Annotated in this window: 18 protein-coding genes; 11 read left to right on the top strand and 7 right to left on the bottom strand. The window is 42.3% G+C overall.

Annotation, left to right across the window (positions count from 1 at the left end; all coding sequences use genetic code 11):
- Positions 1–43 precede the first annotated feature (43 nt).
- Positions 44–697: a response regulator transcription factor gene (locus tag ABMY35_RS00415; RefSeq protein ID WP_349284548.1), complete on the top strand. Its 654-nt coding sequence runs from the start codon at positions 44–46 to the stop codon at positions 695–697.
- Positions 698–834: 137 nt separating this feature from the next.
- Here ABMY35_RS00415 and purU read toward each other — a convergent pair whose 3' ends face one another.
- Both purU and ABMY35_RS00405 read right to left on the bottom strand, forming a co-directional pair.
- Positions 835–1,665: a formyltetrahydrofolate deformylase gene (gene purU / locus ABMY35_RS00410; RefSeq protein ID WP_349284547.1), complete on the bottom strand. Its 831-nt coding sequence runs from the start codon at positions 1,663–1,665 to the stop codon at positions 835–837.
- 76 nt (positions 1,666–1,741) lie between these two features.
- A complete protein-coding gene (locus ABMY35_RS00405) occupies positions 1,742–5,176 on the bottom strand; it encodes a PAS domain-containing hybrid sensor histidine kinase/response regulator (RefSeq protein ID WP_349284546.1) in 3,435 nt (1,144 codons plus the stop codon).
- Between the two features lie 379 nt (positions 5,177–5,555).
- Between ABMY35_RS00405 and ABMY35_RS00400 the strand changes: the two genes are divergently transcribed.
- The 10 genes from ABMY35_RS00400 to ABMY35_RS00355 all read left to right on the top strand — a co-directional run bounded on the left by ABMY35_RS00400 (position 5,556) and on the right by ABMY35_RS00355 (position 17,415).
- Positions 5,556–5,819 carry a DUF4212 domain-containing protein gene (locus ABMY35_RS00400; protein WP_058028820.1) on the top strand — a complete coding sequence of 88 codons (264 nt, stop codon included), beginning with the start codon at positions 5,556–5,558 and terminating at the stop codon, positions 5,817–5,819.
- Positions 5,820–5,830: 11 nt separating this feature from the next.
- Positions 5,831–7,555: a sodium:solute symporter family protein gene (locus tag ABMY35_RS00395; protein WP_349284545.1), complete on the top strand. Its 1,725-nt coding sequence runs from the start codon at positions 5,831–5,833 to the stop codon at positions 7,553–7,555.
- A gap of 195 nt (positions 7,556–7,750) precedes the next feature.
- Positions 7,751–9,589, top strand: coding sequence for a DUF294 nucleotidyltransferase-like domain-containing protein (locus tag ABMY35_RS00390; RefSeq protein WP_349284544.1), 1,839 nt, complete (start codon positions 7,751–7,753; stop codon positions 9,587–9,589).
- Positions 9,590–10,210 (top strand): exonuclease domain-containing protein, encoded by a 621-nt coding sequence (locus ABMY35_RS00385; protein WP_349284543.1) that lies wholly within the window; start codon positions 9,590–9,592, stop codon positions 10,208–10,210. It abuts the gene before it with no gap.
- 109 nt (positions 10,211–10,319) lie between these two features.
- The gene (gene epd, locus ABMY35_RS00380) at positions 10,320–11,333 is read left to right on the top strand and encodes an erythrose-4-phosphate dehydrogenase (RefSeq protein WP_130254623.1); all 1,014 of its coding nucleotides are present in this window, start codon (positions 10,320–10,322) and stop codon (positions 11,331–11,333) included.
- 42 nt (positions 11,334–11,375) lie between these two features.
- Complete coding sequence (locus ABMY35_RS00375) at positions 11,376–12,554, top strand: phosphoglycerate kinase (RefSeq protein ID WP_349284542.1); 1,179 nt, start codon at positions 11,376–11,378, stop codon at positions 12,552–12,554.
- A gap of 155 nt (positions 12,555–12,709) precedes the next feature.
- A complete protein-coding gene (fba, locus tag ABMY35_RS00370; RefSeq protein WP_058028826.1) occupies positions 12,710–13,774 on the top strand; it encodes a class II fructose-bisphosphate aldolase in 1,065 nt (354 codons plus the stop codon).
- Between the two features lie 543 nt (positions 13,775–14,317).
- Positions 14,318–15,007 (top strand): phosphate regulon transcriptional regulator PhoB, encoded by a 690-nt coding sequence (gene phoB / locus ABMY35_RS00365; protein WP_058028827.1) that lies wholly within the window; start codon positions 14,318–14,320, stop codon positions 15,005–15,007.
- 27 nt (positions 15,008–15,034) lie between these two features.
- On the top strand, positions 15,035–16,342 hold the full coding sequence (gene phoR / locus ABMY35_RS00360) for a phosphate regulon sensor histidine kinase PhoR (protein WP_349284541.1): 1,308 nt from the start codon (positions 15,035–15,037) through the stop codon (positions 16,340–16,342).
- A gap of 104 nt (positions 16,343–16,446) precedes the next feature.
- Entirely contained in the window at positions 16,447–17,415 is a 969-nt protein-coding gene (locus tag ABMY35_RS00355; protein ID WP_349284540.1) for a phosphate ABC transporter substrate-binding protein PstS family protein, read from the top strand.
- Positions 17,416–17,518: 103 nt separating this feature from the next.
- On the opposite strand, the gene ABMY35_RS00350 is transcribed toward ABMY35_RS00355, so the two are convergent.
- Genes ABMY35_RS00350 through pcnB form a run of 5 tightly spaced genes read right to left on the bottom strand, consistent with a single transcriptional unit; the run spans position 17,519 to position 21,274 of the window.
- Positions 17,519–17,743 carry a hypothetical protein gene (locus ABMY35_RS00350; RefSeq protein ID WP_349284539.1) on the bottom strand — a complete coding sequence of 75 codons (225 nt, stop codon included), beginning with the start codon at positions 17,741–17,743 and terminating at the stop codon, positions 17,519–17,521.
- Positions 17,744–17,757: 14 nt separating this feature from the next.
- Entirely contained in the window at positions 17,758–18,606 is an 849-nt protein-coding gene (panC, locus tag ABMY35_RS00345; protein WP_349284538.1) for a pantoate--beta-alanine ligase, read from the bottom strand.
- Entirely contained in the window at positions 18,606–19,400 is a 795-nt protein-coding gene (panB, locus tag ABMY35_RS00340) for a 3-methyl-2-oxobutanoate hydroxymethyltransferase (RefSeq protein WP_349284537.1), read from the bottom strand. Before panB ends, panC begins: the two co-directional genes overlap by 1 nt.
- 21 nt (positions 19,401–19,421) lie before the next feature.
- Positions 19,422–19,910, bottom strand: a complete 489-nt coding sequence (folK, locus tag ABMY35_RS00335) for a 2-amino-4-hydroxy-6-hydroxymethyldihydropteridine diphosphokinase (protein WP_349284536.1) — start codon at positions 19,908–19,910, stop codon at positions 19,422–19,424.
- Positions 19,907–21,274 carry a polynucleotide adenylyltransferase PcnB gene (gene pcnB / locus ABMY35_RS00330; RefSeq protein WP_349284535.1) on the bottom strand — a complete coding sequence of 456 codons (1,368 nt, stop codon included), beginning with the start codon at positions 21,272–21,274 and terminating at the stop codon, positions 19,907–19,909. Before pcnB ends, folK begins: the two co-directional genes overlap by 4 nt.
- Positions 21,275–21,562 lie beyond the last annotated feature (288 nt).

Below are 21,562 nucleotides of genomic sequence, written 5' to 3'. Positions count from 1 at the left end.
GCTGTCTTCTTTCAGATGACAGCCGAATTTTTAGGAGTAAAGCATGAATCAGTTTTTAATTGCGGATGATCACCCTTTATTTAGGGAAGCTTTAAAAGGCGCATTGCAAAGTCAGTTTGAAGATTTAACCGTCTTCGAATCTGAAAGTTTTGACAGTACACTTGCTGTGTTATCAGAGCAAGATGAATTAGATTTACTATTACTTGATCTTCACATGCCCGGCAGCGGCGATTTATACGGTCTCATTCGTATTCGTGAAGATTACCCAAGTCTACCCATTGTAGTTGTGTCAGGCAGTGAAGATCTCAGCATCATTTCTAAAGTTATGGCATACGGTGCCATGGGCTTCATTCCGAAAGCTTCTTCAACGCAAGATATCGCGCAAGGTATCGAAACCGTGCTCGAAGGAGAAACTTGGTTACCAGAAAATATAAAAGATAAAGTAGCCAATGTTGAAAATGAAGACAGAGAGCTCGCGCAACATGTTGCTTCACTCACACCACAACAATATAAAGTATTACAATACCTACACGAAGGTTTACTGAATAAGCAAATTGCTTATGAATTACATATTTCTGAAGCGACAGTAAAGGCACATATTACTGCTATCTTTAGAAAGTTGGGCGTTTATAACCGTACTCAAGCTGTACTGATTGCTTCAAAACTACAACTAGAACCCGTAGAAGCAGTGAGTTAAACATCGCGGTTATGCGATAGAAGATTTTTAATGTACTAGGCAAGGAGTGTTTTGGTGCAAAGTCCCAAAAGCTTGTCACAGTTTGGAATATCAAGCTGTAACAAGCCCATTAGTTTTCTAGCTAACCTTAGTTTTAGTTAACTAAACACCACAGTTCGATTGCCGTTGATAAACAGCTTGTGCTCAGAAGCGAGCTGTAAGGCATTACAGAACACGGTCTTCTCGATATCTCGACCAATCTTTGCCATGGCTTCAGCATTGTGTATGTGGGTCACTGGCGTCACATTCTGTGCAATGATAGGCCCCTCATCGAGTTCATTATTCACAAAGTGTGCGGTTGCACCGACAATCTTAACGCCGCGCTCAAATGCTTGATGATAAGGTTTTGCGCCAATAAACGCAGGCAAGAAAGAGTGATGGATATTAATCACTTTGTTCTCAAAGCGGGCAACAAATTCAGGTGACAAAATACGCATATATTTGGCAAGACCAATAATGTCAGGCTGATATTGTGCAATAGCATCCCCTACGAGTTTATCGTGCTCAGCACGGCTTAACCCTTCATGTGAAATACAATGAAAAGGAATATCAAAGCCAGACACCAGCTTTTCTAAATCTGGATAATTGGCAATGACAGCCAGTACTTCGATGTTAAGCGCTTGCTCGTATTGTTTAAGTAGCACACCACCAAGGCAGTGAGCCTCTTTTGTGGCCAGTAATACCACCTTTCTTTTTGACTCGTCAAAGAGCTCAACTTTGGCCCCTGATGGCAACTGACTTTTTAATTGCTCAAGAAAAGCCTCACTGGGTTCTCCTATTAATTCGGTGCGCATAAAGAAGCGTTTCGCTTCTTTATCAACAAATTCATTGTTGCGGGTAATATTAAGATTATGCTCGTAACAGAGCCCAGTAATTTTTGCGATCAGACCAACATCGTCATCACATTGCGTGGTTAGTATTGTTTGCATTTCCTCATTCCTCTGCAAAGTCGAATAGTCACTCTAGCTTTATTACAAAGGAATGAAAATAGCTAACTCATGCTAATTAACGCCCAAAATTCATTAATGCTTTCAATTTTGCCGGTTTTACCGGTTTTGATAGATAATGAATGTTCAGAGCCTTCACTTCAGCTTTTACTTCTTGGTCACGTAAAGCAGTAATGAGCACGGCAGGCACTTGTAATTGCCATATTTCTCTCAAAGTTTTGATTAAGGTGATGCCATCACATTCAGTGCCTAGCTGATAATCCATGAGGATTAAATCTGGGGCCTTATTTGATTTTGCATGTGCCAGTACCGAATCAACATCATTAAATAGATCGTAGTTAGTTTGCCACTTAGCTAATAAACTCGACATGGCTTCTAGGTTTTTAGGATCGTCGTCTACGGCGATAACATTGAGCTTAGCGTTGTTATCTCCAAGCGGCATTCTGGAGGTTGTGAGAGTTTTCTTCGCTACTAAATTAGCATCACCATAAGGGATTAACACGCTAAAGCGGCTCCCTTTTCCAGGGATAGATTTCACTTCTAAGACAATTGAAAGCAGGTCACATAGACGTTTTACGACCCCTAAACCCAAACCTACGCCTTTGTTGTCATTTGAGTGTATGCGGTAGAAGTCGTTAAATATTTTTGCTTGTTCGTATTCACTGATCCCTGGACCCGTATCGTACACTTCGACTAATAAGCCATGTTTTCGCTTGCGGGTTGCAATCAATACTTTGCCAGAGTCTGTGTATTTTACGGCGTTCGACACTAAGTTTTGGATCACGCGGCGTAGGTAAGTGGTATCGCTATGTACAATATTTTGATTGCTTCTTACTTTTAATTTAAGGCCTTTTTCACTCGATAAAATCGCGTACTCATTGGCAAGAGGGCAGAGAATATCATCGATACTAAAATGTCTTGAGGTCGGCTGCATGGCGCCTTGTTCTAGCTTGGCAATATCAAGTAAAGACGACATCAGGTGAACAGTAGAATCGAGCGAGTCGTTGAGCTTATCAAAGCTACCTCTGTCTTGAACCGAAAGGTGATTCGGGTCAATTGCAGCAGAGTATAGTCTGGCGGCATTGAGCGGTTGCAAAATGTCATGACTAGCAAGTGCTAAGAATCGAGTTTTACTATCATTGGCTTTTTCTGCTTCTTTTTTTGCAGCGATTAAGGCGTGCTCAGTTTCAATTCTCGAGTCTATTTGTGCTTCTAAGTCTTTATTAATATTTCGGATCTCTTGAGTACGCGCTTCGATACGGTTTTCAAGATCCATGTTAATTTCTTCCAGGGCATTCTGTGTGGCGATGTGCATGGTGACATCACTAAAACTGGTCACGAACCCGCCTTCAGGTAGAGGGTTTCCCGTCATTTCAAACACCTGACCATCACGACGGTGGCGAATAAAGTGATGGGGAGTGCCATTTCTTAAGTGTTGAACACGTTTTTCCACAAGACGATCAATTTCGCCCGGGCCACATTCACCACGCTGGGCGTTAAAACGAATGACTTCTTCTATTGGTTGGCCGACTTCTAAAAAGCCCTCAGGATAATTAAACATCTCAGCATAACGTTTGTTCCAAGCGACGAGATTTAAGTCTTTATCTACCACAGAAATGCCATGAGAGAGGTTTTCGAGTGATGTATAAAGTAAGTTTTGGTTAAACTGAAGCGCTTGGGTAGTTTCATCAAAAAAGTTAACTACCTCTTCAAATGCCATTTGCTTGCCAGAGGCAACGGTATGAATAAGCGCTTGCGCAGATGAAGCACCCAAAACCCCGGTGAGGGCACGTTCACAATAGGCAATAAACTCAGGCTCTGGATAGGCGTTATTGTCATCAATATCATGTAATAACGTATAATGGCCAAGTAGTTGTTGTGAACGCTGAACACCTAAGAAAGTCTGTAATAGTACTTTAAAGTCATACACGGTTGCTTTGACGTTTTTGTTCATACGCTTAATCAATGCCGCTTCTTCACGTGGATTGACGAAGGCTGCAGCTTGGATTTTATCGATTAAACGCTCATGGGCACCTAATGAAAAACTGATGTAGCAACTGATATTCGCAAAAAGGGCGATTAAAGTGCCCTGAGTGATCAGCATCTGCCTTGCTTCAAAATTGAGAGAGAACCCCATATCGACCATGGGCATCATTAAAAACAGCGTCCAACAGATGAATCCAGCTAATAAGCCAGCATACACACCATAAGCATGACCCTTACGCCAATATAAACCACAGACTATGGCTGGTAATAATTGGGTTACTAATGAAAACGCCACAAGACCCATACTTGCCAGCGACTCTCCATGGCCGAAATGTTGTTGGTATAAATAAGCCAATAATAAAATGGCGGCAATGATAAAGCGGCGGATCAAGAGAATGGAAGACTTGTAATTTCCCAGTGCAGGGGCGCGGTGAAAGCGGCGTTTTAATACCAGTGGCAATACTACATCATTCGACAACATAGTGCTGAGTGTGAGTGTTGCTACAACAATCATGGCAGTTGCCGAAGACAGCCCACCGATAAAGACAAACGTCGTGAGAATTGGGTGGCCGGTTGAAATAGGTAATGCCAGTACAAAACTGTCTGCCGCCAAATGAGAGCCAATATTCGGATGAATAGCTGCAGTCGCAATCGGGATTATCATCGCTGCAGTTAACATAAGATATAGAGGAAAAGCCCATCTAGCTGTAAGTAAGTGCTTTCTATCTTGGTTGTCTACGACCGTAACATGAAACTGTCTGGGCAGGCAGATAATAGCCGCAGCCGCGATCAGGCTCTGACCAATAAAGTTGAAGCTACTAAAGTTAAAGTCTTGCCAGTGGGTGAGTAAATTCAAGCTATGTTTTGGCTGATTATATAGTGCGATTAATGCTAAAGCCGCCACAGCAACAAGTGCTAACAGCTTAATAATAGACTCAAAAGCAATGGCCAGCATTAAGCCTGAACGGTATTCGGTGACGTCGACTTTACGAGTACCAAAAAAGATAGCAAATAGGGCGATGATCAAGGTACCCGTAAGCGCTAAAACAGTACCAGAGAGCTGTTCATCCTGTTGCAGTAATAAAAAGCTAGAACTCAGCGCTTTAAGTTGCAGTGCAATATAAGGAATGGTCGCCAACAAAGCTATCATGGTAACCATGACGGCTGTGGTTTGTCGTTTGCCGTAGCGGGCAGAGATGAAATCGGCAATGGTGGTGATATTTTGTTTTTTACTGACTAATACCAGTTTTCTTAAAAAACCTTGTCCGAATAAAAATAATAAAGCGGGGCCTAATAAGATAGGTAAATAATGCCAGCTACTCGCTGCAGCAGTGCCCACGGCACCATAGTAAGTCCATGAGGTGCAGTAAATGCCAAGTGCCAATGCGTACACAAAAGGGTGGTGACTAAACTTTAACGCACGGGGGGTAGTTTTATCGCCCCAGTTTGCCAGCCAAAACAAAACCCCTATATAACAAAGAGAAACAAATATCAGTGCAGCGCTCATAGTCTTATCTTTTTTATTGTCGACCAAATAACCTTACCACATTTGCTTTTTTTGTAATCCTTTTTGTATCGCAATTCAATGTTTAACTGACTGTTTATTATAGATTTTGTATTTATTGCTCTGGCCAAATTAGACTAATGTCTTATACCATCCCAAAAATGCCTTTTTTGCTCAAAATGCAAACGTTTAATTTGCTAAGTATCTGTTAAATATAATTAAACTTGATGTTTTTAGTGTGTCAATCTACAGTTTACGTAAACGTTAACTTGATGTTACGACTAAGGTAGCAATTCCAACTTATAAGGGCGTTGCTAATGTAGATAGTGACGATTAACACCAACACAGCCAATTCATTGGCAAGTGATAGGGGACAACAAAAATGGCTTTTAAAGATGAAGAACAAGCAAAAGCATATTGGTCAGAAAATCTGAGCCTCATGTTTAAGCTATTAACAGTATGGTTTGTAGTGTCATTTGGTTTTGGCATTTTACTGGTAGATGTACTGAATGAAATCCGCTTCTTTGGATTCAAATTAGGGTTTTGGTTTTCACAGCAAGGCGCAATTTACACCTTTGTGGCTTTGATTTTTGTCTACGTGTTCAAAATGGATACGCTTGATAAAAAATACGGCGTAGATGAATAAGGAGCACGAAGATGGATGTTAAGATTCTTACCTTTATTATTGTTGGCTTGAGCTTTGCGCTCTATGTCGGCATCGCAATTTGGGCTCGAGCGGGTTCAACTAAAGAATTCTATGTTGCTGGCGGTGGTGTACCACCTGTGGCAAACGGCATGGCAACTGCCGCAGACTGGATGAGTGCAGCATCATTCATTTCAATGGCGGGTATTATTTCTTTTGCCGGTTACGACGGTGGTGTTTACCTAATGGGTTGGACTGGTGGTTATGTACTACTGGCGCTTTGTTTAGCACCCTATCTTCGTAAATTTGGTAAATTTACGGTACCAGATTTCATAGGAGATCGTTATTACTCTCAAGTTGCCCGTGTAGTAGCTATCTTGTGTGCAATCTTTATCTGTTTCACTTACATTGCCGGTCAAATGCGCGGTGTAGGTGTTGTATTCTCTCGTTTTTTAGAAGTAGACATTGAAACCGGTGTTTACATCGGTATGGTTATCGTATTCTTCTACGCTGTATTAGGTGGTATGAAAGGTATCACATATACGCAGGTTGCTCAGTATTGTGTATTAGTATTTGCTTATCTAGTACCAGCTATCTTCATCTCACTGATGATGACGGGCCATTTATTACCGCAAACAGGTTTTGGTGCAACCCTAGCTGATGGTTCGGGTGTGTATATGCTCGATAAACTCGATGGATTGAGTACCGAACTGGGTTTCTCTCAATATACCGAAGGCTCTAAGAGCATGATCGATGTATTCGCTATCACTGCCGCACTTATGGTTGGTACAGCGGGTCTGCCTCACGTAATCGTACGTTTCTTCACAGTACCAAAAGTAAAAGATACGCGCATCTCAGCAGCATGGACGCTTGTATTCATCGCGATTGTTTATACCACAGCACCTGCGGTTGCATCATTTGCGCGTGTAAACATGATTGACACAATCAATGGTAAAGATGGTAGCGGTACATTATATGAAGAAGCACCAGCTTGGGTTAAAAACTGGGAAAGAACTGGTCTTATCACATTCGAAGATAAGAATGGCGATGGCAAGATGCAGTACACTGCAGGCAAGATCTCAGATCCAAACAGTGCTAACGAAGTGAAGATTGACCGTGACATCATGGTACTTGCGAACCCAGAGATTGCGAATCTACCAGCTTGGGTTATCGCATTAGTCGCAGCGGGTGGTATTGCAGCAGCACTATCAACCACAGCGGGTCTACTACTGGTAATTTCTACTTCTGTGTCGCACGATTTACTTAAGCGTACGCTGAAACCAGATATCAGTGATAAACAAGAACTTCTAGCTGCGCGTTTAGCGGCGATGATAGCGATTGCAATCTCAGCGTACTTCGGTATCAACCCGCCTGGATTTGTGGCTTCAGTTGTGGCATTTGCATTCGGCCTAGCAGCAGCGAGTTTCTTCCCAGCAATCATCATGGGTATCTTCTCTAAGAAGATGAATAAAGAAGGTGCGATTGCGGGTATGGTAACAGGTATTGGCTTCACAGCGGCTTATATCATTTACTTCAAGTTCATCAGCCCTGAACTAAATGCACCAGCAAACTGGTTATTCGGTATCTCTCCTGAAGGTATTGGTATCATCGGTATGCTAGTTAACTTCATCGTTGCTGCGGTTGTTCTTAAACTAACTGCTGAAACACCAAAAGAAGTTCAAGACATGGTTGACAGTATTCGTAACCCTAAAGGCTCAGGTGAGGCACACGCCCACTAATATTTGAGCGAATAAGCACAAAGCTCAGCCGACCAAGCTGGGCTTTTATTCGTTTTAGCAAAGTGCTGTTTTTGCATTTTTATAAATTCGGTTTTATAGCTGTATTTTGCTAAAACGATTCATACCTAAGCGTAAACACTAACATTCCTCTCTTTTATTGTAGTTGTTTATAGGCGGGTGACTTAGGAGTAGAGCATGACCCCAGAAGTTGCTGAAGTCGCAAAATTTGTTGCCTTACAGGCGCCATTTAGCCAATTACCAGAAGCGGCGACCCACTATTTTGTGTCCCATTTAGAAGTTGTTTACTTAAACAAAGATAATCAGTCACAGTGGCTCAAATCTACTGAACCAAATTTATACTTAGTCCGCTCAGGTCAATATGATCTGGTCAATGCCAAAGAAGAAGTGATCACGCAAATTGCAGAAGGTGACTATTTTGGATTTCCGTCTTTACTCACCGGCGATGCCATACAAAACCGCATAGAAGTGTTGACCCCCGGCTTAATTTATATTTTAAACCAAGCCAGCTTTGATTACTTACGTCGTGAATATAAGGCATTCGAACAACACTTTGTGCGCGCTCATGCTAATCGCTTACTGTCATCTCATTATCAGCAAAAAAGTGATAACTGGTCTGAGAAGAAAATCAGTGAGTTATTGACCAGAAAGGCGATAACACTCGGACCGGATGCATCAATTCGTAATGCCGCGGTGAAAATGAGTGATCATGGGGTCTCTTCAATTATGGTTACCGAGCAAGAGAGTCTTATCGGTGTTCTCACTGATAGAGACTTGCGTAATCGGGTTCTGGCCAAAGATGTCGATCCTAATATGGCAATTAATCAGGTGATGACGGCTAAGCCAAAATTCATCTTCGAAAATAATCGAGTATTTTCTGCTTTGCATTTAATGCTTAAACACAACATACATCACTTGCCTGTGCTCGATGAAAATTACACACCACTCGGCATGTTGACTAGTACAGACTTGTTGCGTCAGCAAAAAAGCGATCCGGTGCAACTTATTGGCCGCATTTATAAAGCGACATCGGTTCAGCAGTTACGCCTGTATGCGCAAGAGATCCCTGCATTATTAAAGAGTTTCTCTCATAACATTGATGATATCTCGGTTATGGGCAAACTATTAAGTGGCCTGACCGATGCATTGACCAGTCGGTTAATTCGTATTTATCAGCAAGAGCATGGTACAGCACCGTGTGCGTTTAGTTTTATTGGCTTTGGTTCACAAGCCCGTGAAGAGCAAACCCTGCATTCAGATCAAGACAATGGCTTATTACTACCGAACAGCCTAACCGAAGCGCAAAGAGCTTATTTCAAAGGGATGGGCGAATTTGTCTGTGAACAACTGGTTGAATGCGGTATTAAGCGTTGCCCAGGTAATATTATGGCAAGCAACCCTGAGTGTTGCGGTACCTTGAATGAGTGGTCAGAGCGATTTTTTAAGTGGATTAAATCCCCCACGCCACAAGCCATGTTGAACTGTAAGATCTTTTTTGATCTGCGCTTTATTGATGGTTCGAATGAGCTATATAATGACTTATGTATGTGGCTTGAGCGGTTCAGCAAAAATGAACTCTTCTTTGCGGCCATGGCCACAGATATTAACGCGAACTCAGTACCGATTGGTTTGTTTCAGCAATTTAAACTTGAGAAGAGTGAATCTAAGCATAAGTATTTAGATCTGAAAAAGCGCGGTGTTGTGATCATCAATGATATTGCAAGGCTCTATGCACTAAAAGCTGGAGTAAGGCGGGCAAATACCCTTGAGCGTTTGGATGCGCTGACTAAATTTAATCTAATAAGCGATAAAGATATTTATAACCTCAAAGATTGTTGGCGTTACCTGACGCAATTGCGGCTCAAAACCCAATTGAATAAAGAGGGCTTGCCGGGTAATTGTATTGACCCTGAAATGCTTACCTCTTTAGAAAAACATCAATTAAAAGAAGCGTTTTATCTGATAAAGCAAGCACAGCAGGCCTGCGCGTTTAAGTTTGCCAGAGGCAGTTTGTAAATGCAGAAGTTAGTACAAAAAGCGCTTCGCTATTTAAAAGCCAAAGGTAAATCACTCGATGAAGTGGAGTTTGTGGTTTTAGATCTTGAACTCACAGGGCTTGACCCTAAAGCACATGAAATTGTATCTGCGGCTTGGGTGACGATGCGCAGTGACAGAATTCAATTAAAAAGTGCTAGGCACATCATTAATAGTGATGTTAAGCAGTTAGAACAGAGTCCGGTTTTTCATGGTATCGATGAGCAAACGCTTAGTGAAGGGGTATCTCTTAAGACTTTAATGACTGAGCTATGTGATGTTTTGCACGGTAAGGTATTAGTGTGCCACAACGCTTATTTAGATTGGGGGTTTATCCGATTAAATAGTAAAGCGTTAGGTTTAGAGGCACTCCCTTTGGTCATAGTCGACACCATGCAGATTGAGAAAAGGCGTCAATTAAAGCAAAATACCGAATTACATCAGGACAGCCTAACTCTGGCGAATTGTCGCTCTCGTTATCAATTGCCAGACTATGAAGTGCACAATGCGCTCACCGATGCCTTAGCAACCGCTGAGCTGTTATTAGTCTTAACAAATAAAATAGGGGCGGGTAAGCCACTTAAACTTTCGGCCTTGATGTAAGATTTTTTTTCGTGCAAGTGTATACATAATTTGCCTATGTCGATTACAATAGCGCCATCTTTTAGGAAGTTACTTTCCTGTCTCTGCATTTAGCTAGGTCCACAACTTAATGGCAATAAAACTGGCAATAAATGGGTTTGGTCGTATTGGACGCAATGTTGTGCGTGCATTATATGAATCAGGCCGCCATCAAGATATTGAAATCGTGGCTATTAACGAATTAGCCGATCCCAAAGCCGTTGCGCATTTACTTAAATATGATACCTCTCACGGTCGTTTTGCTTACTCGGTTTCGCATGATGCACCTTTCTTAGAAGTAAATGGCGATAAGATCCAATTGTTTAGTGAGTCAGATCCGGCTCATTTACCTTGGCAGGCTTTGCAAGTTGATGTGGTACTTGAGTGTACGGGTGTGTTCCACAGTCGCTTAGACGCTCAAAAACACCTAAATGCAGGCGCTAAAAAAGTTTTATTCTCACAACCTGCCGATGCAGATGTTGATGCAACCATAGTGTATGGCATTAACGAAGAAGAGCTTAAAGCTGAGCACACAATTGTTTCTAATGGTTCTTGTACAACCAACTGTATTGTACCTGTGATCAAAGTCCTTGATGATGCTTTTGGTATTGAATCGGGTGCTATTACTACGATCCATGCGTCAATGCACGACCAGCAAGTGATCGATGCATATCATAGTGATTTACGTCGTACTCGTGCAGCGAGTCAGTCAATTATTCCAGTCGACACTAAATTAGCCCGTGGCATTGAGCGCATCTTGCCTAAATTTGAAGGTCGCTTTGAAGCCATCGCTGTACGTGTTCCGACGATAAATGTGACGGCCATGGATTTAAGTGTTACGCTAAATCAAGACGTTGATTTAGATAAAATAAATCAGGCAATTCAGGCTAATACACAAGGCCGATTAGAAAATATTTTAAGTTACACCGAAGAGCCTTTGGTGTCGGTAGATTTTAACCATGATGCACATTCTTGTATCATTGACGGCACGCAAACACGTGTAAGTCATAAAAGGTTAGTAAAACTTTTAGTATGGTGTGATAACGAGTGGGGGTTTGCGAACCGTATGCTCGACACCGCTGAGGCCATGATGGCCGCTAAATAACAACAAAGCTATTACCCAGTATCGTTCTTAAAGGAGACATCAATGTCAGTCATTAAAATGGCGGATCTAGATTTATCAGGCAAGCGTGTTTTAATTCGTGAAGATTTAAACGTGCCAGTAAAAGACGGCAAAGTAACGTCTGATGCGCGTATTCGCGCTTCACTTCCGACTATTAAACTTGCACTTGAAAAAGGCGCAAAAGTGATGGTGATGTCTCACCTTGGTCGTCCTACAGAGGGCGAATACAATGAAGAATTCTCACTTCAGCCAGTAGTTGACTACCTAAATGAAGCGTTAGAGCAAAACGTGCGTTTAGAAAAAGATTACCTAAATGGTGTTGAAGTTGCCGACAATGAAGTGGTTGTATTCGAAAACGTACGCTTCAATGTTGGTGAAAAGAAAGATGATGAGGCACTAGCTAAACAGCTTGCTGCATTATGTGACGTATACGTAATGGATGCATTCGGAACAGCTCACCGTGCTCAAGCGTCTACGCATGGCGTTGGCTTATTTGCAGAAGTTGCGTGTGCTGGCCCACTGTTAGCGGCTGAACTTGATGCACTAGGTAAAGCACTTGATAACCCGGCACGTCCACTTGTGGCGATTGTAGGTGGTTCTAAAGTATCGACTAAACTAACTGTACTTGATTCATTATCAACTGTGGTTGACCAGCTAGTTGCTGGTGGCGGCATCGCGAACACTTTCGTTGCGGCAGCAGGTCACCCTGTTGGTAAGTCGCTTTTCGAAGCTGATTTAATCGGCGAAGCAAATAAATTAACAGCAGCAGCGCGTGCAAACGATGGTGACATTCCAGTACCAACAGATGTCGTTGTAGGTACTGAGTTCTCTGAATCAGCAGTGGCGACTATCAAAGATGTGACTGAAGTATCTGATGAAGACATGATCTTCGATATCGGTCCTGATACAGCGCAAACTCTAGCTAAAATCATTGAAAATGCAGGCACGGTTGTGTGGAATGGCCCAGTTGGCGTTTTCGAATTTGACCAGTTTGGTAATGGTACAGAAGCGATTGCCAATGCAATTGCAAAGTCTAATGCCTTCTCAATTGCGGGTGGCGGCGACACGCTAGCAGCAATCGACAAATATGGCGTTGCAGATGAAATTTCATACATTTCAACGGGCGGTGGTGCTTTCTTAGAGTTCTTAGAAGGGAAAAAACTACCAGCTGTTGCTATGCTTGAGAAAAGAGCAAACGCGTAACAGTTTTTCAGGCCAGCTTTTGCTGGCCTTTTTATCTTAATCACTCTCACTCAGATTAAGGTGAATAAAAAATCAGTAGCAACAAGCGAAAGGCTACTTTCGATATATCCGTTCAAACTAGATAGCAAAGGCTATCGACTATTGGAGAAAGCAAAATGGCTTTAATCAGTATGCGTCAACTTCTTGATCATGCAGCAGAGCATGGTTACGGCGTTCCAGCGTTCAACGTTAACAACCAAGAGCAGATGCGTGCCATCATGGAAGCGGCTGATAAAACAAACAGCCCAGTGATCGTTCAAGGCTCTGCAGGCGCTCGTGCATACGCAGGTGCACCTTTCATTCGTCATATGATTTTAGCGGCTGTTGAAGAGTGGCCACATATCCCAGTTGTTATGCACCAAGACCACGGTACATCTCCAGGTGTATGTCAGCGTTCTATCCAATTAGGTTTCTCATCAGTGATGATGGATGGTTCTTTGATGGAAGATGGTAAAACACCTTCTTCATATGAGTACAATGTAGATGTAACACGTCGTACAGTTGAAATGGCGCATGCATGTGGTGTGTCTGTTGAGGGTGAACTAGGTGTACTTGGTTCACTAGAAACTGGTGAAGCTGGCGAAGAAGACGGTATTGGTGCTGAGGGTAAGCTGACTGAAGACCAACTATTAACTGATCCTGAAGAAGCTGCTGACTTCGTAAAGAAAACCGGTGTAGATGCGCTAGCAATCGCGTGTGGTACATCACACGGTGCTTACAAGTTCACTCGTCCACCAACAGGTGACATCTTAGCAATTAACCGCATCAAAGAGATCCACGCACGTATCCCAGATACACACTTAGTTATGCACGGTTCTTCTTCTGTACCGCAAGAGTGGTTAGCAGTAATCAATGAGTTTGGTGGTGAGATCCCTGAAACTTACGGTGTGCCAGTTGATCAAATCGTAGAAGGCATCAAGTACGGTGTGCGTAAAGTAAACATCGATACAGACTTACGTTTAGCATCAACAGGGGCTATCCGTCGTCACCTAGCGCATAACCCGTCTAACTTTGACCCACGTAAATTCTTAGCTGAAGCGACAAAAGCAATGACTGAGATCTGTGTGGCGCGTTATGAAGCGTTTGGCACTGCGGGTAATGCAGCGAAGATCAAACCAATTTCATTAGACGACATGCACCTTAAGTATCTATCAGGTGAGCTTGATCCACAGATCAAGTAATAACCAAGTCTAGCCAATTTTATATTAAGCCCCAGTATTGGGGCTTTTTTGGATCAGCATTTTACTAATTCAGATCTAAACTCCCGATATTGAGGATCAAGATCTTACCAACTTATGCGATCTGGGATCGATTTCTTACTAACTTACCGAGTGATTTGCACTCAAAACAGCTCCAAAATTGCGTATCAAGATCCAGATTGAGATCCTTAAGACGACTTCTCTTGGTATAAAACTGATCTCTCAGTGCACTACTTAGTCAAAATTTGATCTCTATTTAATCAGTACGTATTTGCGTGATCCGATCAATTAAATTTGCTTTTAGTAAACAGATGTAAAAATAGATCTGATTTAAGTGTTTTTAAAATAGCAGCTTAAATAACAAGAGAATCTCCATAAATTATTGTTCTTTATGGAATAATGTATTTTTTCATTTATATGACCTGATAAATATTTCTTTTTAAGATCGGATTATTTTTTCATAAAACTGTCATACTAAGTCATAATAATGAAACCAACTTGGGTAAATCGAAGAGAACTGTGGGAATGTCACGTAAAGTACTTGTAGTTGATGATGAAGCACCAATCAGAGAAATGTTGGTTTTCGTATTGGAGCAAAATGGATTTCAGGCAATAGAAGCTGAAGATTATGATTCGGCTATGGCTGCAATGGTAGAGCCATACCCTGATATGGTTTTATTAGACTGGATGCTTCCGGGCGGCAGCGGTATTCAAATTGCGAAAAAGTTTAAGCAAAGCGAATTCACGCGTCAGATCCCTATCATCATGTTAACTGCACGCGGTGAAGAAGAAGACAAAGTAAAAGGACTTGAGGTAGGTGCAGACGATTATGTGACTAAACCTTTCTCTCCTAAAGAATTAATGGCACGTATTAAGGCGGTTATTCGTCGTGTGTCTCCAACCTCACTTGAAGAAGCGATTGAAGTGCATGGTTTGCGTTTAGATCCTATTTCTCACCGAGTCACATCGGCGGGCAATGAATTAGACATGGGTCCAACAGAGTTCCGCTTACTTCACTTCTTTATGACGCACCCTGAGCGTGTTTACAGCCGTGAGCAATTATTAGATCATGTTTGGGGCACAAACGTATATGTTGAAGATCGCACTGTGGATGTGCATATTAGACGTCTGCGTAAGGCAATTGCACCGCTAGGTCATGATAGACTAGTGCAAACAGTTCGCGGTGCTGGTTACCGTTTTTCTAGTAAAATGTAAGCACTCAGCTTTGGATACACTGTATTTATGTATCGAATAATAAATAAACAGGCGTTAGTTAAACGCCTGTTTTTGTATTTTATACCACTGGCTTTGGTGGGCGTTTTAATTGGCGCACCTTTCATCTTGCTGTTTTTAGGCGCGCTCGCGCTATTACTTTGGCATTATCATCAACTCTATCGACTCAGTGATTGGTTGCTCAATCAGCGCAGTTTTAATCCGCCGGAAGGTGAGGGGGCGTGGGAGCAGATTTTCGAAGGGATCTACCATCTTCAGCATCGAAATCGTAAAAAGCGTAATGAGTTGGCTGAGTTGATCCGTCGTTTTCGTGAAGGTGCAGAAGCGGTGCCTGATGCGGTCGTCGTATTACAAACTGATTTAAGCATTATTTGGTGTAATCAACTTGCGCTGAAAGTTTTGGGGCTACAATGGCCAACCGATCATGGTCAGCGCTTAGATAACCTCGTGCGGGATCCAAAATTTGCTAAATACATGAATAAGCAAAAGTTCGATGAGCCATTAGAACTAGAGGTATCGCATAATCAAGAGCAAACTCTTGAGTTTAGGGTAATGCCTTATGCGGGCCAGCTTATGATGGTGGTTCGCGACATTTCTCGGCTGAAGCAGCTCGAGCAGATGCGTAAAGATTTTGTTGCTAATGTATCCCATGAACTTCGCACGCCGCTAACGGTGGTGACTGGCTACCTAGAAATGATGGACGAGGATAACCTGCCACCGCCATCAATGTGGGCGAAAGCGCATCAAACCATGATTGAACAATGTCATCGCATGGATAGCTTAGTTAATCAGTTACTGTCACTTTCTCGGATAGAGGGGGCGCGTAAATATGATAATGACAAACCAGTCAGAGTACCTGATATGTTGGCACTGATTGCGACCGAAGCGAATTCACTCAATAAAGAAAAAGGACATGAGATCAGTTTTGATGTTGACCCTGATCTTGATATTGTTGGTGCACCAGATGAGTTGCGTAGCGCCTTTTCGAATTTGGTGTTCAATGCGGTGCACTACACCAAACCAAACGGCAATATTCATGTGCAATGGCAAATGAAAGATGACCAAGCGCTTTTTTCTGTAACTGATAATGGTGATGGTATAGCCCCTGAGCATATCAGTCGACTGACCGAGCGCTTTTATCGAGTTGATAAGGCAAGAAGTCGTAAAACCGGCGGTTCAGGCTTAGGTTTAGCAATCACTAAACATGTATTAACGCGTCATGATTCACATCTAGATATCAGCAGTGAAGTAGGTAAAGGTTCTTGTTTTTCTTTTGCTTTTCCAAAAACACGCATTGCTGATTATGACAATAAATAAAACAGTGGTCATAAAATTGTCATTTTTAAGTAATTTAACTGTCATTTAATCGCTGCAAAATGAACCTCGTTAACTAATTGGGACGAACAACTGGAGAAACCCAAATGAAATTTAAAAGTTTAGTAGCTGCAATGGGTGTAGCGGTAACAACTCTTTTATCAACACCAGCATCAGCTTTAGATGAAAAGCTACCTATGTACAATAAAACAAGTGGCATCTCAGGTAACTTCTCATCTGTAGGTTCTGATACGCTTGCAAACATGATGACTTTTTGGGCTGAAGAATATAAGCGTATTTACCCTAACGTAAATATCCAAATTCAAGCAGCGGGTTCTTCAACTGCGCCACCGGCATTAACTGAAGCAACTGCAAACTTCGGTCCTATGAGCCGTAAGATGAAATCTAAAGAAATCGAAGCGTTCGAAAAGCGCTACGGTTACAAGCCAACTGAAGTACGTGTAGCAATCGATGCACTAGCAGTATTCGTACACAAAGATAACCCAATCAAAGGTCTAAGTATTGACCAAGTTGATGCTATCTTCTCTTCAACACGTAAGTGTGGTGCTGAAGGTGAAATCAATCGTTGGGGTGATGTAGGTCTTAACGGTGACTGGTCTGGTAAAGACGTACAGCTTTATGGTCGTAACTCAGTATCAGGTACTTATGGTTACTTCAAGAAGAAAGCGCTATGTAAAGGTGACTTCCGTAACAACGTAAACGAGCAACCAGGTTCTGCATCAGTAGTACAGTCAATATCTTCTTCAATCAATGCAATTGGTTATTCAGGCATTGGTTATAAGACGTCAGGTGTTCGTACTGTACCACTAGCGAAAAAAGGTGATAAGTTTGTTGATGCAACTTTAGATAACGTATCTAAAGGTAAGTACCCACTATCACGTTTCTTGTACGTTTACGTCAACAAGCACCCAAATAAGCCACTTTCGCCAATTGAAGCTGAATTCTTAAAGATGGTACTTTCTAAAGAAGGTCAGCAAATTGTAGAAAAAGATGGTTATGTACCACTACCTAGCCAAGTTGCTGCTGCTGAAATGAAGAAGTTAGGTCTTCTATAATCGAGTAGATTAAAAATAAAAAACCGCTGAAAGTTCAGCGGTTTTTTTGTGTCTGAATAATACTAAGCCTCTTAACTAAGTATTCTTGAGGATCGGTATAATATTAATTTAAAGTTTTATTTAGTAAAGCTTCGGTTTCGGCCTTACAGCTGTTGTAGTCGTCAATACACTCATTGCTACAGATCTGATGCCCTAGCGTGTTTTCAGTATGACGCTGCGCACAGTTACTTTCACATTGATAGTTTTGTTGTGCACATTGATTGAGTTCACTGCTGGTTGCCCCACAGCCAACTAACAATACAGAGGCGACAATAAGCAAAGCTTTCATTTTTAATTATCCTTCTACGCAGAAACTTGTAAGTTATCGATCAGTCTCACTTTACCTAAGAAAGCGGCCGCAAGAATAACAAACTCTTTTGTTTCAAGTGTAGCAGGTTTTAAATTGCCTTTTTCAGCAATGGCAAAGTAATCAGGTTTCAAACCGGCCTGTTCAAGTGCTTGTTTTGCTTTTTTTTCAACAGTATCGAACGCTTTATTACCTTGCTCAAGTGATTGACCCGCATTTAACAGCGTTTGATATAACACCTTGGCCGTGTCTTTCTCTTGCTCAGATAAGTAACCATTACGAGAGCTCATCGCCAGTCCAGATACTTCTCGCTGTGTTTGTACACCAATGATTTCAATTGGCATAGACAGGTCTCGAACCATAGCGCGAATGACTTGTAACTGTTGAAAGTCTTTCTCGCCAAAACAAGCAAAGTCTGGCTGTACCATGTTGAACAGTTTAGTGACGACGGTTGCTACGCCTTTGAAATGACCTGGGCGCGCACCACCGCAATAACCCATAGAAATATCTGGTACGTCTACATAACTTTGCGCATCCAAGCCATTTGGATACATAACATCAACGGTCGGCGTAAACACGAGCGCCGTGCCAATTTCAGCAAGACCTTGTTTGTCGGCGTCTAATGTTCTCGGGTAGTTGTCTAAATCTTCGTTGGCACCAAATTGCATTGGATTGACGAAAATACTTACAACTACTTTATCCGCAAGCGTTTTTGCTTTTTCAACAAGTGAAAAGTGGCCTTGATGAAGATTGCCCATGGTTGGCACAAACGCAATACTTAAGCCTTGTTGACGCCAAGCCTTAATTTGGCTGCGAAGCGATTTTATTTCACTGACTGACTGCATTAGTTAAACTCGTGCTCACTACTAGGGAAGGCACCTGACTTAACGTCATCACAGTATTTTTTAACTGCATCGTGCATGTTGCCTGTTTCGGCTAAGAAGTTTTTCGAAAACTTAGGAATGTAACCCGCTGAAATACCCACAAGGTCATGCATCACTAAGATTTGGCCATCGGTGTCTTTGCCAGCACCAATACCAATCACAGGAATGTTTACAGACTCAGTGATGCGCTTAGCCAGCGCAGAAGGAATACACTCAATGACGAGTAGTTGTGCGCCAGCAGCTTCTAGTGCTTGCGCGTCTGCAACCATTTTATCTGCTTGCTCAGACTCTCGGCCCTGAATCTTAAAACCGCCGAATACGTGAACAGACTGCGGTGTTAAGCCTAAATGACCACATACTGGAATGCCTTGCTGAGTAAGCGCACGAATGCTGTCGTGTAACCACTCACCACCTTCTAACTTCACCATGTTTGCACCGGCACGCATCAACTGTGCAGCATTGTTACAAGCTTGTTCTACGTTGGCATAGCTCATAAATGGCATATCTGCGATCACAAATAAATCTTTTGAACCTGCGCGAACACACTTGGTGTGATAGGCAATATCATCAGTGGTAACTGCAAGCGTGTCATCACCGCCTTGCAAAACCATACCCAGTGAATCACCAACCAAAACAACATCAACACCTTGGTTGTGAAAAAGCTGAGAGAAACTCGCATCATAAGCCGTTAATGCGGTAATTTTTTGTTTTTCTTGTTTCATTTTAGCCAGTGTAGAGACGGTCACTTTAGCCATGTTGTTCCTCTTGGGGTTAATTTAATTCAACTCTAATGGCGATAAACCATTGAGTGGCACTTGCTGAGCAATGTCAGCTAGTGTGTTGCCATTAGGTAGCTTTAGTTCAGGTGAGACTTCTAATAGTGGATATACCACAAACTCCCGTTCACATAGGCCATAGTGCGGCACAGTTAAGCGCTTTGTACTTATGGTTTGCTCGCCAAATAGCAAAATATCTAAATCTAGGGTTCTTGGGCCCCAGCGTTCATCTTTACGCTGACGACCTTGTTCAAGTTCAATACGTTGTAATTCATCAAGCAGAGCGTCTGGTGCAAGCGTGGTATTGAGTAATGCGACAGCATTAACATAATCAGGCTGGTCTTGCGGCCCCATAGGCTTAGATGAATAAAACTGTGAAACTTTTTCAAGCTCACAGTTAGTAAGAGTACTTAGGGCTTTAACCGCGTTGTGCAGCTGTGCAACAGGTGCTTCAAGGTTGGCGCCTAAGCCAATATAAACCGGGGTCATGCATCACCTGTTTTTTTCTTTGGCTTTCTGCGGTAACGGCGACGCGGCTTTTTGCCATCAGATTGACCTAAGTTTTTGACAAGTTCTTTTTGACCAGTGACATCTGATTTTAAGTATTCAGTCCACCAATCAGCTAAAGCTTGCTGAGCGTCTTCGCCACTTTCTACACGCAGCAGTAAGAAGTCATAAGCGGCTTTAAAACGAGGCTGCAGGCTTAAACGATAAGCGCGTTGACCTGAGCGTTTGTCTAAACGCATTTGAATATGCCAGATATCACGGGCTCCTAACGTGAAGCGTTTTGGTACAGATACGTGCTGGGCGTTTTGACTTAAAACTTGGTTCATCGCCTGATTGAAGGCATCAAACTCTGACATACCTTGCTGTTCAACAATCTGTTGAGTACGTTGTTGCAGCGGAAACCAAAGTAATGCTGCATAGACAAACGCCGGTGTGACTTTTTTATCTTGATTAATACGCGTATCGGTATTGGCAAACATTTGCTCAATAAAGCGCGCTTCAAAGCCGGTTTCACTTTGCTCTAAGATTTCATCTAAGGCAGGGAATAGCTGTTTGAATAGGCCAAATTCACGCAGCTGCAAGTAGTTTTCAACCGCTTTGCCATTTAAAAATAGTTTTAGTGTTTCTTCGAACAAGCGGGCGGGTGGAATGTTACCCAGTAAATCAGCAAGCTCATAAATAGGCTTTTTCGTGCCTGGCGCAATTTCCATGTCGAGTTTGGTTGCAAAGCGAACTGCGCGTAGCATGCGCACCGGATCTTCACGGTAACGGGTTTCAGGGTCGCCAATCAGTTCAATTTTACGCGCGTTAATAGCTTCGACACCACGTGCAAAATCATGGATGCTAAAGTCATTAATCGAGTAGTAAAGGGCATTTATAGAGAAATCGCGACGTTGAGCATCTTCTTCAATGCTGCCGTATACATTGTCACGGAGTAATTGGCCATGTTCGCTTGATTGGCTGGTCGCATTTTTGCGCTCATCGGCTTCATGGTGGCCGCGCATGGTGGCGACTTCAATAATTTCACGACCAAAAACAATGTGTGCCAGACGGAATCTGCGGCCGATCAGGCGACAATTTCTAAATAATTTTTTGATTTCTTCTGGCGTAGCATTAGTGACAACGTCGAAATCTTTTGGCTGGATCCCCATTAAAATATCACGAATACAACCACCAACGAGGTAAGCGTCATAGCCACCATCTTTCAAGCGATACAAAACTTTGATGGCATTCGGGCTAAATTGCTTGCGCGAGATACCATGCTCGGCACGAGTGATTAAAGCGGGTGTGGCCGAGGTTGTATGGTGTGCATCTGCAGAGTCTGGCTTGACCCACTTTTTGCACATGTTAATTAGCTTGGAAATAATGACCCGTCTCCTAAAACGCTCAGTTAGTGACCTATTTAATAACCTGAATTCTGGATAATAAATCTATCTCCAGCGGTTACTTTTAACGCTAACTACGTTGAATTTACTTGCAATAGGCCAGCTATTGAAGCGTAAATTCGCCTTGTTATCCCTAAAAGTTTCCGGCTGCAGACTGAAAAAACGTTTACTAATTCAATATCAATAAATTAGTAAATCTCTTAACCACTGCTCAGCTTATATAGGTAAAATCAAAGTGGCTAATAATAT

This window comes from Pseudoalteromonas sp. BZB3, from assembly GCF_040104455.1.
Taxonomy (GTDB): Bacteria; Pseudomonadota; Gammaproteobacteria; order Enterobacterales; family Alteromonadaceae; genus Pseudoalteromonas.
Note: the sequence above shows the minus strand (reverse complement) of the source record. Positions and strands in the feature narration are given on the sequence as shown.

Bases quoted from the DNA above. Each gene is read 5' to 3' on its own strand.
- ABMY35_RS00400 (WP_058028820.1), top strand. From the start codon at position 5,556: ATGGCTTTTAAAGATGAAGAACAAGCAAAAGCATATTGGTCAGAAAAT.
- pcnB (WP_349284535.1), bottom strand. From the start codon at position 21,274: ATGTGCAAAAAGTGGGTCAAGCCAGACTCTGCAGATGCACACCATACA.
- panB (WP_349284537.1), bottom strand. From the start codon at position 19,400: ATGGCTAAAGTGACCGTCTCTACACTGGCTAAAATGAAACAAGAAAAA.
- ABMY35_RS00390 (WP_349284544.1), top strand. From the start codon at position 7,751: ATGACCCCAGAAGTTGCTGAAGTCGCAAAATTTGTTGCCTTACAGGCG.
- ABMY35_RS00385 (WP_349284543.1), top strand. From the start codon at position 9,590: ATGCAGAAGTTAGTACAAAAAGCGCTTCGCTATTTAAAAGCCAAAGGT.
- folK (WP_349284536.1), bottom strand. From the start codon at position 19,910: ATGACCCCGGTTTATATTGGCTTAGGCGCCAACCTTGAAGCACCTGTT.
- fba (WP_058028826.1), top strand. From the start codon at position 12,710: ATGGCTTTAATCAGTATGCGTCAACTTCTTGATCATGCAGCAGAGCAT.
- epd (WP_130254623.1), top strand. From the start codon at position 10,320: ATGGCAATAAAACTGGCAATAAATGGGTTTGGTCGTATTGGACGCAAT.
- ABMY35_RS00415 (WP_349284548.1), top strand. From the start codon at position 44: ATGAATCAGTTTTTAATTGCGGATGATCACCCTTTATTTAGGGAAGCT.
- ABMY35_RS00350 (WP_349284539.1), bottom strand. From the start codon at position 17,743: ATGAAAGCTTTGCTTATTGTCGCCTCTGTATTGTTAGTTGGCTGTGGG.
- phoB (WP_058028827.1), top strand. From the start codon at position 14,318: ATGTCACGTAAAGTACTTGTAGTTGATGATGAAGCACCAATCAGAGAA.
- phoR (WP_349284541.1), top strand. From the start codon at position 15,035: ATGTATCGAATAATAAATAAACAGGCGTTAGTTAAACGCCTGTTTTTG.
- ABMY35_RS00395 (WP_349284545.1), top strand. From the start codon at position 5,831: ATGGATGTTAAGATTCTTACCTTTATTATTGTTGGCTTGAGCTTTGCG.
- panC (WP_349284538.1), bottom strand. From the start codon at position 18,606: ATGCAGTCAGTCAGTGAAATAAAATCGCTTCGCAGCCAAATTAAGGCT.
- purU (WP_349284547.1), bottom strand. From the start codon at position 1,665: ATGCAAACAATACTAACCACGCAATGTGATGACGATGTTGGTCTGATC.
- ABMY35_RS00405 (WP_349284546.1), bottom strand. From the start codon at position 5,176: ATGAGCGCTGCACTGATATTTGTTTCTCTTTGTTATATAGGGGTTTTG.
- ABMY35_RS00355 (WP_349284540.1), top strand. From the start codon at position 16,447: ATGAAATTTAAAAGTTTAGTAGCTGCAATGGGTGTAGCGGTAACAACT.
- ABMY35_RS00375 (WP_349284542.1), top strand. From the start codon at position 11,376: ATGTCAGTCATTAAAATGGCGGATCTAGATTTATCAGGCAAGCGTGTT.